Annotated in this window: 16 protein-coding genes; 9 read left to right on the plus strand and 7 right to left on the minus strand. The window is 53.7% G+C overall.

Annotation, left to right across the window (positions count from 1 at the left end; genetic code table 11):
* The first annotated feature begins 135 nt into the window (after window positions 1–135).
* Complete coding sequence (locus FH603_RS03295) at window positions 136–1,398, plus strand: aspartyl protease family protein (RefSeq protein WP_186736023.1); 1,263 nt, start codon at window positions 136–138, stop codon at window positions 1,396–1,398.
* Window positions 1,399–1,408: 10 nt separating this feature from the next.
* Here the strand turns inward: FH603_RS03295 and FH603_RS03300 are convergent, their stop codons facing one another.
* Both FH603_RS03300 and FH603_RS03305 read right to left on the minus strand, forming a co-directional pair.
* A complete protein-coding gene (locus FH603_RS03300; RefSeq protein WP_186736024.1) occupies window positions 1,409–2,443 on the minus strand; it encodes a sensor histidine kinase in 1,035 nt (344 codons plus the stop codon).
* Window positions 2,444–2,570: 127 nt separating this feature from the next.
* On the minus strand, window positions 2,571–3,278 hold the full coding sequence (locus tag FH603_RS03305; protein WP_186736026.1) for a response regulator: 708 nt from the start codon (window positions 3,276–3,278) through the stop codon (window positions 2,571–2,573).
* A 305-nt stretch (window positions 3,279–3,583) separates the two neighbouring features.
* On the opposite strand from FH603_RS03305, the gene FH603_RS03310 reads away from it, so the two are divergent.
* Window positions 3,584–4,735, plus strand: a complete 1,152-nt coding sequence (locus tag FH603_RS03310; RefSeq protein WP_186736027.1) for an AI-2E family transporter — start codon at window positions 3,584–3,586, stop codon at window positions 4,733–4,735.
* 81 nt (window positions 4,736–4,816) lie between these two features.
* On the opposite strand, the gene FH603_RS03315 is transcribed toward FH603_RS03310, so the two are convergent.
* From FH603_RS03315 to FH603_RS03335, 5 genes are read right to left on the minus strand one after another with little or no spacing between them, the layout of a single operon-like run.
* Complete coding sequence (locus FH603_RS03315) at window positions 4,817–5,446, minus strand: LON peptidase substrate-binding domain-containing protein (protein ID WP_186736028.1); 630 nt, start codon at window positions 5,444–5,446, stop codon at window positions 4,817–4,819.
* A 20-nt stretch (window positions 5,447–5,466) separates the two neighbouring features.
* Window positions 5,467–6,252 (minus strand): cysteine hydrolase family protein, encoded by a 786-nt coding sequence (locus FH603_RS03320; RefSeq protein WP_186736030.1) that lies wholly within the window; start codon window positions 6,250–6,252, stop codon window positions 5,467–5,469.
* Between the two features lie 7 nt (window positions 6,253–6,259).
* Window positions 6,260–7,375, minus strand: a complete 1,116-nt coding sequence (locus FH603_RS03325; protein WP_186736032.1) for a phosphotransferase family protein — start codon at window positions 7,373–7,375, stop codon at window positions 6,260–6,262.
* A gap of 36 nt (window positions 7,376–7,411) precedes the next feature.
* A complete protein-coding gene (locus tag FH603_RS03330) occupies window positions 7,412–8,656 on the minus strand; it encodes an acyl-CoA dehydrogenase family protein (protein WP_186736034.1) in 1,245 nt (414 codons plus the stop codon).
* A 31-nt stretch (window positions 8,657–8,687) separates the two neighbouring features.
* Window positions 8,688–8,894 (minus strand): hypothetical protein, encoded by a 207-nt coding sequence (locus FH603_RS03335; RefSeq protein WP_186736036.1) that lies wholly within the window; start codon window positions 8,892–8,894, stop codon window positions 8,688–8,690.
* Between the two features lie 269 nt (window positions 8,895–9,163).
* On the opposite strand from FH603_RS03335, the gene FH603_RS03340 reads away from it, so the two are divergent.
* The 7 genes from FH603_RS03340 (at window position 9,164) to FH603_RS03370 (ending at window position 16,810) form a co-directional block, all read left to right on the plus strand.
* Window positions 9,164–9,637: a DUF2141 domain-containing protein gene (locus tag FH603_RS03340; RefSeq protein WP_186736038.1), complete on the plus strand. Its 474-nt coding sequence runs from the start codon at window positions 9,164–9,166 to the stop codon at window positions 9,635–9,637.
* A gap of 176 nt (window positions 9,638–9,813) precedes the next feature.
* Window positions 9,814–10,680 (plus strand): SDR family oxidoreductase, encoded by an 867-nt coding sequence (locus FH603_RS03345; RefSeq protein ID WP_186736039.1) that lies wholly within the window; start codon window positions 9,814–9,816, stop codon window positions 10,678–10,680.
* A 102-nt stretch (window positions 10,681–10,782) separates the two neighbouring features.
* Window positions 10,783–11,370: a gluconate 2-dehydrogenase subunit 3 family protein gene (locus FH603_RS03350; protein ID WP_186736041.1), complete on the plus strand. Its 588-nt coding sequence runs from the start codon at window positions 10,783–10,785 to the stop codon at window positions 11,368–11,370.
* 27 nt (window positions 11,371–11,397) lie between these two features.
* Complete coding sequence (locus FH603_RS03355) at window positions 11,398–12,939, plus strand: GMC family oxidoreductase (protein ID WP_186736042.1); 1,542 nt, start codon at window positions 11,398–11,400, stop codon at window positions 12,937–12,939.
* Window positions 12,940–13,025: 86 nt separating this feature from the next.
* The gene (locus FH603_RS03360; RefSeq protein ID WP_186736043.1) at window positions 13,026–14,357 is read left to right on the plus strand and encodes a family 1 glycosylhydrolase; all 1,332 of its coding nucleotides are present in this window, start codon (window positions 13,026–13,028) and stop codon (window positions 14,355–14,357) included.
* Window positions 14,357–15,139 (plus strand): alpha/beta fold hydrolase, encoded by a 783-nt coding sequence (locus FH603_RS03365; protein WP_186736044.1) that lies wholly within the window; start codon window positions 14,357–14,359, stop codon window positions 15,137–15,139. Before FH603_RS03360 ends, FH603_RS03365 begins: the two co-directional genes overlap by 1 nt.
* Window positions 15,140–15,370: 231 nt before the next feature.
* Window positions 15,371–16,810, plus strand: coding sequence for an anthranilate synthase component I family protein (locus FH603_RS03370; RefSeq protein ID WP_186736045.1), 1,440 nt, complete (start codon window positions 15,371–15,373; stop codon window positions 16,808–16,810).
* Window positions 16,811–16,859: the final 49 nt, after the last annotated feature.

Consider the following 16,859-nt stretch of genomic DNA (forward strand, 5'->3'; position numbering starts at 1 on the left):
TGCTCACCTCCGGCTAAATTTTCCCCGACCATCTATAGATTATGCATACCGTTCGTACAGCAGGTAAACCTGTTTTGTAAATTTTGTGTTATTCGGATAAAAAATACGTAGATTTCAATGTTGTAAACAACTACTATGAAAACGCTGGTTCTGATCATCGGACTCCTAAGTACCGGTTTGGTCGCACGTGGGGACGATCACCTCCGTACGCCGGATAAAGATCGATACGGGTTTTTCATCGCCGGAAACCGCTCCTGGACGCGGATTCCGTTTCAACTGCATTCCAACCTGATCATTGTTCCCGTCCGGATCAACGAGTCGGATACCCTCCAGTTTATTCTGGATACGGGCGTCAGCAACACCATCATTACCGACCCGGCTGCGTTTCGCCAGCAGCCACTCCGGCTCACCCGAAAAATCAAACTCGCCGGAGCCGGTGAGGGCGGGGCCCTGACGGCCTCCGTTGCAATCGACAACAGCATCAGCATGGGTAACCTGAAAGCGTCGCATCATAACCTCGTTATCCTGGATGAAGATATCCTGAAACTGTCGGAGTATGTTGGTACGCCGGTCCATGGTATTTTTGGCTATGAGATCTTTGCCAACTTTGTCGTGAACGTCGATTTTCAGCGTCGGGAAATCATGCTCATGGACCCTAAAAAGTATCATTACAAAAAGCGCAAAGGTGACCGATACCCCATTACCATTCAGGATACCAAAGCCTATACGGATGCGCTTTCGGTCTTCGACGGCGAAAAATCGTTGCCGCTGCGGGTTGTCCTCGACACGGGTGCCGGTCATGCCCTGTTACTCGACCGGTCGCGGAGCACGGCCTCGATGCCGCTACCCGTAAAAATTATCCGGGCCCAGCTGGGGCGGGGGCTCAACGGCGTCATCAACGGCAGTATGGGGCGTATTCAGAAAATCCGCTTCGGACGCTATGAGTTGGATAACATTCTGGCATCCTTTCCCGATAGCATGTCTTTTGGCATGAAGCTGGTCGACATGCCCGAGCGGCAGGGCAACGTAGGCTGCGAGTTGTTAAGGCGATTTAATGTCACCTTCAACTACCCCGACCGGTACATCGTCATGAAGCCCATTAAACGGCTGATGCGGGAGCAGTTCGAGCACGATATGAGCGGTATGGAGCTTCGGGCTAAAGGAGACCAGTTCCGCACCTATTATGTCGATAAAGTCGTAGACGGTTCACCGGCTGCGCTGGCGGGTCTGCGCGAAGGCGATGAGTTGTTGTTCATCAACAACAATTCAGCCAATGAACTGTCAATCAGTGATATTTACAAGGTACTTCAAAAAGGGGAAGGTAAAGAAGTGTCGCTGTTGGTCCGGCGGAGTGGCCAGATCATCGTTGCCAGTTTTGCGCTGAAACGAATTATCTAGCAGGGTTCTACTAGTCCACTTTTTCGAGTTTGAAACGAAACGTAGTGCCTTTTTCCAGCTTGCTCATGACGGTAATCTTGGCTTTGTGTGCATTCAGTATGTGCTTCACAATGGCCAGCCCCAGGCCGGTTCCGCCCCGATCTTTGGAACGGCTTTTCTCAACCCGGTAGAACCGCTCGAAGATGCGGCTCAGGTGCTCGGGCGGAATACCGGGCCCGTCGTCCCGGACAGATACCACAACCTGTTTTTTATCGTCTTCCAGGGCAACCAGCACCCGGCCATCTTCATTGCCATACTTCACGGCATTTTCGATCAGGTTGGTCATTACCTGCGCAATACGCTGTGGATCGGCTTTAACCAGAATAGGGCCAATATGGGCGGCTTTAAGCTGTAGCGAAATTCGTTTCGTATGGGTTATCTTCTCCAGTTGCTCAAAAATATCCTGCGTTACGTGTCGCAGGTCGACCCGGTCGAAATTCATCTTCACCTCGCCCGTTTCCAGTTGCGAGAGCGCCACCAGGTCTTTTACCAGTGCATCGAGTCCGTCGAGGCTTTTGGCAGCTTTGGCAAGAAACTTATCCCGAACGTTCTCATCGTCTACCGCCCCATCGATCAGGGTGTGTATAAAACCCTGGGCGGCAAAAATAGGCGTTTTCAGTTCGTGGGAAACGTCGGCCAGGAACTCGCGCCGGAACTGCTCCAGCCGCTTCAGCTCGTCGATTTCTTTCTGCTTTTTGGCGACATACACAAAAATCTCGTCGTTCAGTTTCTTGAACGGATTCGTGTTTTTGATAATCGTTTTACGGGAAATCGTAAAGTCGCGAATCTTCAGCTTATGAATGGTTTTATACATTTTGTTCACCTCTCGAAACACAAGCAGTTCGATAGCGTACAGAACCAGGAAGAACGAAACGACGAACGATGAAATACCAACGACGAACAGCATGGCGTTCGTGACTCCTTCCACAAATGTCAGAAACGCGACAGTCAGCGCCGAAATCAGGCAAGCCAGTAAAAGGGCAATAATGCGGGGACTCAATGACATTTAGTGAATGATTGAATGAGTGATTGAGTGAATGGAAAATTCAATACAATCACTATTACCTAAACCAATTCGCTCACCAAAACGTCTCACCGTCACCAATTTACTCACTGATACGTTAGACCGTCGCTCATTCATTTTGGTCGGTGAACATATAGCCCACACCTTTAAGGGTTCGGATGTGGGTGTCGCCGATTTTCTCCCGGAGTTTCCGAATGTGAACATCAACGGTGCGTTCGAGCACGTAAATATCGGCACCCCATATCTTCTGTAGCAGTTCTTCCCGACTAAATACTTTGTTGGGATGCTGGGCCAGAAAAAACAGCAGTTCAAACTCTTTCTTGGGGAGAATTACCGACTTTTCACCCTGGGTGACCGAATAATTTTTTCGGTTGATGTTCAGGTCGGCAATAGCGATCTGTTCGCCGGGGTCGGCTTTTTGTGCTTCGCGCCGGAACAGTGCATTGATGCGGCTCATCAGCGCACGCGGCTTAATTGGCTTGGTGATGTAATCGTCGGCACCAACGTCGAAAGCAGCCACTTCAGAATATTCTTCCGAACGGGCAGTAAGGTAAAGGATATACGTCTGGCGCATCTCGGGAATATCGCGCAGTTGCCGACCGGCCTCAATACCGTCCAGGTGGGGCATCATGATATCCAATACAACCAGTTCGGGCAGGTACGTCCGGGCTACTTCGAGGGCTTTGCGCCCATCGGTAGCGGTGCGAACATCGTAGCCTTCTTTGGTGAGATTATATTCGAGCATCTCGACAATGTCGGCGTCGTCATCAACGACTAAAACTCGATGCAATGGTTGAGCAGCTTTTGCAGCACTCATACGAAGCGAGGTTGGTAAGTAAAGCCTGCCTACTGGCTGGCTGCCCGAAGTTACACTGCTTATCCACAACGTTATGACACGTATACGTATCCTTAACAAAAACTTAACAGCTCTATAGGCTATACGCCCTAGTCGTTTAGTCTGAAAATGAACAGGTTAGCATAGACAACCGCTTCGTTAGGTCCCAATACCCGTTAACGAGTTCCTACCTACCGGATCGACAACCAGTAACTGAGTAAATAGTACTAGTGCCTATTTTACTATAAACATAACGATTAAGCCCATACGGGTGTTAAGCCAACATCATGGACTTACGACCCCGGGAAATACAGCTCCCCTCCTACGCCAGAGTAACCTGCGTGTTACTATCGCTGGTGATCATCGTTTACGGATTACATGCGTTACAGGGCGTGCTTATCCCGCTCGTCTTCGCCATCTTATTTGCGGTGTTGCTGTTCCCGCTGGCCCGCCGGCTCGAAAGCTGGAAGATCCCGCGTATTCTAGCCATCATCATGTGCCTGATTTTAACGCTGGCCGTTATTACGGGTATCCTCTATGCCGTTTCGGTCCAGATCAGCAGTTTCGCCGAAGTTATCCCGCAGTTGATAGAACGGGGTAACAAGTACCTGGACCAGATTCAGACGTTTGCCGACGAGAAATTTAACATTGACCGGCAGCGGCAGCTTTCCGAGGTCAGAAAATACCTCAATCAGGCAATGGCCGAAGGGGGTGCCATTTTAACCTCAACCTTACTGGCTACGACGAGCACACTAACCGATATTTTTCTGGTGCTGCTGTTCATCTTCTTCTTCCTGCTCTACCGCGACTTTTTCCGGTCGTTTTTCTACAAAGCGTTCGACGATACCCGCAAGTCGAAAATCGATGCGGTCATGCAGGGTATCTATACGGTTGTCAAGGATTACCTGGCGGGTCTGGTACTGGTTATCCTGATCATTGGCACGTTGATGACCGTTGGGCTGCTTATCCTCGGGATCGATTATGCCGTATTCTTTGGCTTTTTTGGGGCCTGTCTGGTGCTGATACCGTATTTCGGCATTTCGCTGGGCTCGTTGCTACCTGCAGCGTATGCACTGGTTACGGAAGATAACCCGCTGAAGGCGTTGGGCGTTATCGGTATTTTTCTGTTTGTTCAGACGATAGAAGGCAACTTCATTACGCCTTACATTGTGGGCTCCAAAGTAAGTATCAACCCCTTGGCAGCCATTATTGTCCTGATTCTATGGGAAAACGTCTGGGGCTTCCCCGGACTGATTCTGGCCCTGCCCATGACAGCGATCCTGAAAGTTATCTTCGACGCCGTCGATTCACTCAAACCATACGGCTTCCTGATCGGTGAGGCCGAAAAACCACGACCACCCATCAAAAACTTCCAGGATTTCGCCGACCAGCTTCCCAAACGAGCCAAGAAAATTGGGGATGTGGAGGAGAGGCACTAGTTTTTAATTTTGAATGAGTGATTGATGAATGAATAGCTGTCGCATGCATTATTCACTCATTCACCAATCACTCACTCAAAATTAAAAATTAAGCGGGTCGAGGTTTTTGAAATGGCCGTTCATACGGATGCGCTGTTTGGTACGCTCCATGTCTGACACAACGGGTAGTACGTTGTTGAGGTGCTGGATCAGGAAGAGCTGGCGCTCGGCTTCGCTTTCCAGTGTTAGCAGTTCGTACTCCTGCTCGATCGACAGCCCCACTTTGTGAGCGACCCGATACGAGAAGTTTTCGACGAGCGGATCATAGTCCGTTTCAATTTGCAGCAAATTATAGAGTCGTCCTACGCGCTCAGCGAGGGCATCGACATGGGCGCTGAACCCATCGCCCGACTCTACCAGTTCGACATCGCCACCCGCGTAGAGCTTACCCGCTACCGGATTCTCGAAATTAACCAGTTTAAAAATGCCTAACCCTTTCGACTTTACGTCCATACGGCCATCGTCGTAGCGTTTGTGCAGCGTTGTCACGTGCATCTCAGTACCGTAGCCAGGTAATTTGTTGTTAATGAAGGCCGGAATACCAAACGTACGTTCCTCTTCAATGCATTCGCTGATGAGTTGGCGGTAACGCGGCTCGAAGATGTGCAGGTTCAGATCCTCACCGGGATAGACAATCAGGTTGAGCGGAAATAGGGGAAGCGTCTTTTCCATAAGCCGAAAAGTACGAGTTTTCAGCTAAAGATTGCAGCAGAGTCCATAAAACGGACGTTACGGCTCCGGGCTTCCGCGTAGATGGAGTCGGCCAGATGGCCAAGGCCCGTCACATCGGACGTGCAGTCAGTCACGAGCACGAGTTTGGGAACGAGAGCCGGGGCAAAATCCAGCAACTGTTTCAGGCTATTGGCCACGCAGTGCGATTTAGCCTCGCCCATCAGGTAAATGGTATCGAACTGATCCAGATCGGCAATGAGCGCCGTGTTCAACTGCGTCTCCGGCACCGCCGGATCAGGAACCTGCGCCTGAAAGACCCCGAAGTGTTCGGTTAGCGGATAGAGCCCTTTTTGCACGGCTACATAGTCGCGGTCGCGCTGCTGCGTCCAGTACGTCAGCGCGTCGAACAGGGTATCGTGCAGCCCCGCCCCGCGCGACCCGATCAGGCAGTGGGCCGGCCAGATGAAATGCTGAAACTGTCCGTCGGCTTCGAGGTTCTGGACATACGTTCGGGTTTGGTCGGCGGCAAACCGGGGTATCCACCGATCATTGACTACGTCATCGGCCGAAATACGGGTGAAGGGCGCGGGATGCTCCCCTTCGGCATTGATCCAGAACATCGGATGGGCGATATCGAGCCGGTGATGGGTATCGAGCGTAACGACGATATGGTCAATACGGTCGGCGTAGCCGCGAATCAGCGAAGCCATCCGCTCAACGTCCTGCTCGGCCCCCGGCACGAACAAAGCGCCATTGGGGTGGCAGAAATCGAACTGGGTATCGATAATGAGAAAAGCGTTTGTCACCTGGCGTTTAGTATTTATTCGTTTCCACGGATTTGACCCCTGCCTGCGACAGGGTTTGGACACCGGTGAGCAAAGCAGCAAAGCGCGGGTCGTTCGTCAGTCCTTTTTTGTACCGCCCGTAAATCTGCTGGATAACGACGGCATTCTTGAACAGCCCAAATATATAATAGTAAAGCAAATTGGAAATATCGCGACCACTGCCTTCGGCGTAGCGCTGGGCAAACGCATGCCGGGTAAGGTTACCAGGGAGGTGCGTTAAATTAAACGTTTTCCGGAACGGGTCGTCATCCGCTTCGGCCCAGTACGACAGCGAGGTTCCCACATCCATCAGCGGATCACCCACGGTACACATCTCCCAGTCCAGCACCGCTCGTACATCAGTGGCTGATGGGCCGGTCAACGCATCGACATCGAACACCACGTTATCGTACTTGAAATCGTTGTGAAGCAGCGTTGGTGCGTTATGTCCCGGCGCGTTTTCGTCGGGCAGCGCATCGGAAAGGTAGCGGGCCAGGTCGGTCATGGCGGGAACGTCGTCCGTTTGGGCGGCCAGATAACGTTTGCTCCAGCCGTCAACCTGCCGCTTTACGTAGCCTTCGGGTTTTCCTAGCTGGTTCAAGCCGGTCTGCTGAATGTCGAGCGCGTGCAGCTGCACCAGGTTATCGACCAGCGATTCCGACAGCCGACGCATGGTATCGGCGGGAATAGCCATTTTCGGCGCGGTGTTCGCCCGCAAAATGACGCCGGGCACCCGCGCCATAACGTAAAACGGACAACCCAATATCGATTCGTCCTCGCAGAAAACAACCGGAGCCGGAATTTTTGGGTAGCCTGCATCCCGCAGCAGGCTCAGCACCCGGAACTCGCGGCTCATATCGTGACCACCCTTAATGTCCTTTGCGCCCACCGGTGGCCGACGCAATACGTATTCCTGTTCGCTGAGTCCACTTTTCTGCACACTGAGCAGATAGGTCAGGTTAGAGTAGCCGCCGGGAAACTGGGCTACGTTGGTGATCGTACCGAAGTCCGGGGTGTGGTCATCGAGGTACGTTTGCAGAGCATGAATGTTGAGTTCTTCGCCGGGCCGGGTGGTGGTGGGCGTATCCTGTTTGATTGGGGTCATGTTGAGGAAGCTGGTTGAACGAAGCGCGTTTGCCTGTTACGCCCGGGCGGATGCTACGTCAGCGGGCTTATTCTTGCGCGTGTCGAGTCCGTACTCCTTCAGAATGCTGCGGGCCAGGGCAGTTTTGTGAACTTCATCAGCACCGTCATAAATCCGGGCTCCGCGCTCGTGCCGGTAGTACCAGGGCAGAATCACATCGTCGGTAATACCCATAGCGCCGTAGGTTTGAATAGCCCGGTCAATGACGCTGAGCATAATATCGGCCACGTAGAACTTGATCTCCGAAATCTGGTTGCGCACCGCTGCCGCCCCGAGCTTGTCGATGTTCTGCGCCGTACGTAGCACCATCAGTCGGGACGCATCGATCTGGGCGCGGCTTTCGGCAATCCAGCCCTGCACGAACTGCTTTTCGCCCAGCATCACGCCATCTTCCATCTCGCGGGTGGCCGCTCGCCGACACATGAGGTCGAAGCAACGCTCACTGATACCGATCCAGCGCATGCAATGGTGAATACGGCCCGGTCCCAGCCGCTCCTGCGCCAGAGTGAAGCCCATGCCCTCGCCCCCGATCAGGTTCTCAACCGGCACCCGAACGTCGGTGTAGGTAACTTCGGCGTGGCTGCCCCAGTGGTCGGAGCCGTCGCCCATGATGCTGATATTCCGCACCAGTTCAAAACCCGGCGTATCGGTCGGCACCAGAATCATACTGGCCCGGCGGTGGGGCGACGCGTCGGGGTTGGTCACGGCCATGACCACGGCAAAAGCCGAGCCGTCGGCCGAGGAGGTGAACCACTTGCGACCGTTAATGACAAAGTCATTACCATCACGTACCGCCATCGTTCCCATTCGGGTGGGGTTGGACCCGGCGAACTCCGGCTCGGTCATGGAAAAGCAGGACCGGATATCACCTTCCTTCAGTGGCTCCAGGTATTTGTGTTTGAGGTGTTCAGGCGCGTACCGGTTCATCAACTCCATATTGCCGATATCCGGGGCCTGGCAGTTGAAGGTATAGTGGCCGAAGGGTGTCCAGGCCAGTACTTCGCTGATCTGCCCAAACTCGCATAGGGTTAGTCCCAGCCCGCCTTCGTCGATGCTGTGCTGCAACCCCCAAAGCCCGGCCCGTTTCACCAGCTCCCGCTTCTGATCAAGGATTTTGGCTATTTTCGAGAAGTTACCGGTCAGGTGCTCCGTGGTTTCGAGCGGAATAAGTTCGTTGAGAACGAACTCGCGGATACGGGGCACAAGGGCTTCCGTTTGGGAGGTGGCAAACAGCGGTTCCATGGGTAAGTACGGTCTAGTGGGTCGATTTAGTTTAGCTGTCTTTCCGGTGTGGAATAACGGTGTAATGGGCCACACCCGACAATTCGTTACTTACGATTTCGGCGGCAACCTCTTCCAGATTTTCTTCATTCGTGGTGAAGAACAAACTTCTGGGGCTTTCCGTCTGCGTCGTGCGCAGCTCATAATATTCATTGTGATGCTGGATGTCGCTTTTTTCGACAAGTTGATACTGAGCCATAATGAGTAATTTTATCTGGTAAAGTTAGTACTATTTCAGGACAAACGGGTTCTGAGCAGGCTTCTGCTAAACTACCTGCTCTTGTCCAGTGTTCAAACGAGCCTGTTCACAAACCTCCAAACGCCTTCAAATACACCCAATTGTCCCTTCTCTTTACTGAACAGCCCACCACCGTGCTATTCGTCCCTTTCAGTTGCAACGAACCGCCGTACAGCCCTACGTTTGTACTATCGAGCAACACACAAACGAATAAATCATAACTATCGATCATGAAAAACTTCCTCGTCACACTCGCTATTGGCGCCACCCTGTTTATGACGGTCAACACCCGTCCCTGCCTGGCGCAGACCGCTGTAGCTTCAACCACGGTAGCAGCCGCCGGGCCAACTTACACCCTGACCGTTGTTATTCAAAACGTATCGAAGCGCACGGGCAAGATCCGGCTTGGGCTGGCCAACAATGCCGCCAGCTTCGACGGAGAATCGTTTCGCACGCAGATTGTGGACGTATCCGCTTCGGGGGATCTAGTCGTTACGTTTGATAGTCTGGTGGCAGGCCGTTACGCCGTTCGGCTGTATCAGGATCTGAACGGCAACGAGAAGATCGACTTCAACGGCCCGATGCCTGCCGAACCGTTTGGCTTCTCGAACGTGACCATGCTGATGGGGCCTCCCAACTTTGGCCAGTGTGCTTTCGACCTCGCCGAGAACAAGCGGATTCCGGTAAGTTTGATCGAAATGTAAGCCGGCAATACCACGCCCCTACATAGGCATACTATTCTTTTGTGGAGCCGTCTGATTGTCAGGCGGCTCTTTTTGGTCATTACCAACAAAACGGTTAAACGCCTGTTTAGATAGACTGCAACACAGAACCCATTGGGTAACCAGTCTATTCGTGTTACCCTTCTCAACGTTATATCATGAGTCAATCTGAATTTCGACCAAAAGCCGAAGAAATTCCCGGCCAGCAACTTCCATACCCCGCCCGCCAGTCAGACATGGACCCCGCCCCCGACAGCGACCTGTCGAACTACAAGCCAGCGGGCAAACTCACTGATAAAGTTGCCCTCATCACCGGTGCCGACTCCGGCATTGGCCGCGCGGTTGCCATTGCCTTCGCTATGGAAGGGGCCGACGTAGCTATCGTTTACAACGAAAACACCGACGATGCGAAATATACCAAGCGTCTGGTCGAGTCAAAAGGCCGTTCGTGTCTGGTGATACAGGCCGACGTTCGGCAAAAAAGCCTGTGTGAAGATGCCGTCCGGCAAACGGTCGAGAAATACGGCAAGCTGAATATTCTGGTCAACAATGCCGCGTTTCAGCAATCGCAGGAGAAGCTGGAAGACATTACCGAAGAGCAGCTCCGACGCACATTCGACACCAACATCCTGGCGTACTTCTTCATGGCACAGGCAGCGCTGCCACACCTGAACGAAGGCGACTGCATCGTGAACACGGGTAGCATTGTCGGGATTGTGGGTAACCCGATCCTAGTGGATTATACGGCGACGAAGGGTGCTATCCACGCGTTCACCAAATCGCTGGCTATTCAGCTGGGCGAGCGGAACATTCGCGTCAACTGTGTAGCACCCGGCCCGGTCTGGACACCCAACATACCCGCGACGATGCCCAAAGATGAAGTCAAAAACTTCGGCCATGAGGTAGCGCTGGCCCGTCCTGGCCAACCCGAAGAGCTAGCCCCGGCTTATGTGCTGCTGGCTTCCAGCGATGGCAGTTTCATGACCGGCAGCATTGTGGAAGTAACCGGTGGCAAACTGGGTTAGTGAATGATGAGTGATGTACCTACGGCCCCATGTTGCCTCAGTCTATAACATCGCTCATCATTCACCGCTCATCATTCATCGTTCATCATTCACCATTATACAATGCCCTACCCACCCAACACCGTCCGTGCGCTACTCAATACCGATCAGGTCACCGATATTACCCGGCAGGTGTTGACCGAGCGCCTTAATGCCCCTAGCCGACAGCCCGTTTTCTTTTCTGCCGACGAATACGCCTTACTGGAAGTGGTCTGTAACCGCCTGATTCCGCAGGATGATGGCATGCAGACTATTGAGATCTGGGGCGGCATCGACGACCGGCTTGCCGAAAACAAATCCAATGGCTGGCGATACGACACCATGCCAACCGATCATGAAGCCTACCGGCGCGGATTGACAGGCATCGAAGAAAGCGCCCAGACCCTCTTCCAGCAGCCGTTTCAGCAGCTTGCCACCGACCAGCAGGATCGTATTCTCGGTCTTGTCCAAACGGGTGACGCGCCCGGAGCGATCTGGCAGACTATGCCATCGGAGCGCTTTTTCGAGGAAATGCTCGCCGAAGCCGTCGAGAATTACTACAGCCACCCGCTAGTACAGGAAACAATCGGGTATGTCGGCATGGCCGATCAACCCGCCTGGAACCGGCTGGGATTAAACAACTTAGAAGATCGCGAACCCCGGCAGCTCTAACCTGGCGGGGCGCTGAGTCCACTTACCATGCAACACCATTCAATAAACGAAACCGTCGACGCCGTCATCATCGGTACCGGGGCGGGCGGGGCTCCTTTGCTGGCGCGACTGGCAGCAGCCGGTTTGCGCGTCGTAGCGCTCGAAGCAGGCAAGCAGTGGAATCCCGCCAAAGACTTCGCTACCGACGAACGATCGCAGGAGAAACTGTTCTGGAACGACGAACGGCTCAGCGCGGGGAAAGACCCGATACCCTTCGGCAACAACAATTCCGGTACGGGTGTGGGCGGCTCAACGCTGCACTATACCGCCTATACCCCACGCGCCCAACCCGACGATCTGCAAATCCGGACTGATTTTGGCGTGGGCGAAGACTGGCCGTTTGGCTTTGAGCAGATCGAGCCGTACTACACCGAGGTTGAGCAGTTCATCGGCGTATCCGGTCCATCGCCCTACCCCTGGGGACCAGCCCGCCAAAAAGGGTACGCGCTTGGTCCACTACCCCTCAATGGCGCTGGTCAGCTTATGGAGCGGGGGTGTCGGGATATTGGCCTGAAAACATCGCCAGCGGCCAACGCGGCCCTGTCGGCGGGGTATTACCAGGAGGGCGTCGGCTATCGACACGCCTGTACCAACCGGGGCTTTTGTCAGGCAGGCTGTAACAACGGTGCCAAGGCCAGCATGGACGTGACTTACATCCCGCTGGCCGTTCATCACGGTGCCGAAATCCGCCCCGAATGCTTCGTTACCCAGTTTGTCCGGGATGGGGCGGGTAAAATAACCGAGGTTATCTACATCCGGAACGGGCAGGAAGAGCGGCAAAAATGCCGGTTCGTATTCCTGTGCGCCGGCGCTATTGAAACGCCACGCCTGCTACTCATGAATGGCATCGCCAACAGCAGCGGCCAGGTAGGGCGCAACGTCATGGCGCATACGGGCCTTCAGATATGGGGTGAGTTCGACGAAGACATCAGACCCTACAAAGGTATTCCCGGCTCCCTGATTTCGGAAGACATGCACCGGCCCGACAAGGCCGACTTCGTGGGCGGGTACCTGCTTCAATCCATTGGCGTTATGCCGGTTACCTACGTCAGCCAGATGGCGCGGGGCCGGGGTTTGTGGGGGCAGGACCTGAAACGGGCCGCTGCGGCTTACAACCACGTAGCAGGCATCAATATTCTCGGCGACTGCCTGCCTTACGAGGGTAACTTCCTGGAGTTATCCGACGAGAAAGACATCCGTGGACTACCCAAACCCCGTATCTACTTCTCCAATGGCGAGAGCGAAGAGCGCATGACGGCCCACGCCGACAAGGTCATGCGGGAAATCTGGGATGCCGCCGGGGCTAAAAACGTCTGGGCCTTTCCGCGGAATGCGCACATCATTGGTACCTGCCGGATGGGCAACGACCGCGAATCGTCGGTTGTGGACGCCAATGGGCAGTCGTATGATATTCCTAACCTATACATCAGTGATAACTCAACCTTTCCCAGTGCATTAAGCGTGAACCCGGCCCTGACTATTATGGCCCTGGCGCTCCGTACGGCAGATAAATTTCTAAAAAAGTCGTAAGTCTGTAAGTCGTAGGGTCGTAAGTGCTTCCCTCATCGACGCTACGTACGACTTACCCACTTACAGACTTACGACTACCTTCAGACATGAACTTCCTTCAGCATATCAAGAAAAAATACGGTGATGGCAACTATGCCGGTGACCAGTTCGGTGGCGCGGGTGGCCACGATGGCAGTGGCCTGCCCGCCGATAATCCGGGGAATTTCATGTTCGCTACGGGCATCGAATGCTCGTATCCAACGATTGAAAAAGGAAAAGTCAGACGCGATCAGTTGCGCGAATGTGGCCATTACGACCGCTGGAAGGAGGATTTGGGGCTGGTGAAAGAAACCGGCTTGCGGGTTTTGCGCTATGGACTGCCCTACTACAGCATTCATAAAGCACCGGGCAAGTATGACTGGAGCTTTGCCGATGAGGTGATGAACGAGATGAAACGGCTCGACATTGTCCCCATTCTGGACCTGATGCACTTCGGCGTGCCCGACTGGATCGAGAACTTCCAGAATCCCGAACTCCCTGTTCATTTTGCCGACTATGCCGGAGCCGTGGCCAAACGCTACCCCTGGGTACGGTATTACACACCCGTCAACGAGATCTACGTGACCGCCCGGATCAGCGGTAAAGACGGCGTCTGGAATGAGCAGCTCAAAACCGACAAAGGGTTTGTGACGGCCATGAAACATGCCGCAGCGGCCAGTATTATGGGGACGCAGCAAATTGCTCAATACCGGAACGACTGTGTGATCGTACAGAGCGAAAGCGCCGAATTTACCCACGAACTCTGCGCCACCCCCTCAGCCCAAACGTCGCTGGACAACGAACTACGGTTTCTATCCCTTGACCTCCTGTATGCCAATGCGCCTTCGGCAACGGTACTCATGTACCTGCTCGACAACGGCATGACCCGGAAGGAATATGACTGGTTCATGGCCGGAAAACCACCCGGCTACCAGATCATGGGCAACGACTACTACGGCCGAAACGAACGAATTAAACTGCCGGACGGTAGCATTCAAACGTCGATGGACGTACTGGGCTGGTATGAGATTACGAAAGACTATTATGAGCGATACAAGCTGCCCGTGATGCACACTGAAACGAACGTGTTCGAAGCCGATCAGGCCGTTATGTGGCTCCACAAACAGTGGATCAGCATCATGCGGATGCGCCGGGATGGTATTCCGGTGTTGGGGTTCACCTGGTACAGCCTGATCGACCAGATCGACTGGGACATTCAACTTGCCGAAGTGAAAAACCACGTCAACGAGTGCGGGCTGTACGACCTCGACCGGAAGCCGCGTCCGGTATGCGAAGCCTACAAGAACCTACTGCAGGAATTCGGCCAGATCACGATCGTGCCTCATGCCGAAATGCTCGAAATAACCGACCGCCCCGCCCGGCTTAAAGTGGCAATGTGATGACCGAAACCGTAAGTCGTATTTCTCTGCATACACTCGAACAGGGCAGCGGCCCGCTAACGCTGGTATTCCTGCACTATTTTGGCGGGTCGGCGCAGGAGTGGCTCGGTGTGATGAGCCAGCTATCGGACCAGTACCGCTGCATTGCTATCGACCTGCGCGGTCACGGCGGCTCAGATTCACCCGCAACCGGCTACACGGTTGATGATATGGCCGACGATGTTACCGACATCCTGCACCAGTACGAGGTTCAGGACTTCGTGCTGGTGGGTCACTCTATGAGTGGCAAGGTAGCGCTGGCACTGGCCAGTCGGCAACCAACCGGGTTACAGTCACTGTTGCTGGTTTCGCCTTCACCGCCCGTTCCCGAACCCATCCCCGATAAGGAGCGTCAGAAACTACTCACTGGCCACGGCCAGCGATCGGCCGCCGAACAGACGCTCAAGAACATTACCGAAGTAGCCGTTTCGGAAGCTGTACGAAAGCAGATCATTGCCGACGATCTGCGAACGGGAAAATCAGCCTGGGATGCGTGGCTGCTGGCGGGTAGCAAAGAAGACATTTCAGATCGGATGGCTGCGGTTACCATTCCGGTTCATATTATCGTGGGTTCGGAAGACCGAGCCCTCCCGCCCGATGTGCAACCCAGACTGACACTCCCCTATCTGCCAGCCGCTACGCTGGAGATCTGTAGGGGTGCGGGTCATTTGCTTCCGTGGGAAGTGCCGTATGACCTAGCGAATTTTATTAGCAAAAAATTAGTGGTCAACGTATCCAACTAGAAAAACAATCACTTTATCTTTGTGGCCGAAGCCAAGGTGTAGCGCGCTGCGACACAAGCATCAACGAAGACAAAAACATAAGAAAACGTGAATAACTCAGTAAACATGATTTGGTGGTGGCATTCTTCTCATTTGGGATGAAGGTTGCCGCTATTGTTGTTTACCAACATATATACAAAGGCTCACCGTCATCCCGGTGAGCCTTATTTTTTGCCTTTTAACAACGAAAATATGACTACCTCTGCCCCTGCCTTAACTACCTACCGGGTTGTCAGCCGCCACAAACGGATGCTGGCCGACATTATCACGCCGGTTAGCATTTACCTCCGTATCCGGGACCGCTACCGTAACAGCATCCTGCTCGAAAGCTCGGACTACCACGGTAACGACAACAGCTTCTCGTACATCGCGTTCGACCCCGTCGCGCAGTTTTCCTACGAGGGACATAAACTGACGGTCAGGATGCCGGGTCAGCCGGAAGAGATCACGGATGTCCGACCAGGCGAAATGCTGGCCGCTCTACAACAATTCAAAGACAGTTTCGATCACGAGAAAGCACCGTTTCCGTTCATCAACAATGGTTTGTTCGGCTACTTTGGGTACCCGGCGGTGCAGAGTTTCGAGGATATTACGTTGCATGCGCCCATCCCCGAAGAGAACCAGATTCCGGCAGCGGTCTTCACCGTTTACCGCTACGTCATCGCCATCAACCATTTCAAAGACGAGCTGTACCTCTTTGAGCACAGCTACCTCAGCAACGGTGATGCCCAGCCCGACAGCACGCTCGACGATATCAGCGATATGATTACCGGTCGCAACTACCCGACTTACACCTTCAGCCCCACCGGCCCCGAACAATCCAATTTTACGGATGACGAGTTTCGCGCGGTCATCCAGAAAGGGAAAGACCACTGCCAGCGGGGCGATGTATTTCAGATTGTCCTCTCCCGGCGCTTCGAGATGCCGTTCATGGGCGACGAATTCAATGTGTACCGGTCGCTGCGCTCGCTGAACCCATCACCCTACCTGTTCTACTTCGATTACGGCAACTACAAGATTTTCGGCTCCTCGCCCGAATCACAGATCGTCGTCAAGGATCGCAAAGCCACGATCTACCCCATCGCGGGCACCTTCCGGCGTACCGGCGACGATATCCGCGATGCCGAACTGGCCCAGAAGCTATATGATGATCCGAAAGAATCGGCCGAGCACGTCATGCTGGTCGATCTGGCCCGCAACGACCTGAGCCGCAACTGCGACGTAGTGAAGGTCGAAACCTTCAAAGAGGTTCAGTATTACTCACACGTCATTCACCTCGTATCGAAGGTCGTTGGCGATCTCACGCCCGAGGCAGATCCCCTTCAGATCGTTGCCGAGACGTTTCCCGCCGGTACGTTATCCGGTGCACCCAAGCACAACGCCATGCAGCTTATCGATCGATATGAGAGCTTAAGCCGCTCGTTCTATTCGGGAAGTATCGGCTACATGGGCTTCGATGGTGAGTTCAACCACGCCATTATGATCCGCACATTTATGAGCAAAGACAACACCTTGTATTACCAGGCTGGCGCGGGTGTGGTCGCCAAATCGGTCGTGGAAAGCGAATTACAGGAAGTACACAACAAACTAGCCGCCCTACGAATGGCGATTGAACAGGCAAAATTGATTTAAAAGGAGCATGGAGGAACGGTGAAAAGGAGAAGAGTGATGTATACATAAG

This window comes from Spirosoma utsteinense (assembly GCF_014282275.1).
In the GTDB taxonomy this organism is placed as follows: Bacteria; Bacteroidota; Bacteroidia; order Cytophagales; family Spirosomataceae; genus Spirosoma; species Spirosoma utsteinense.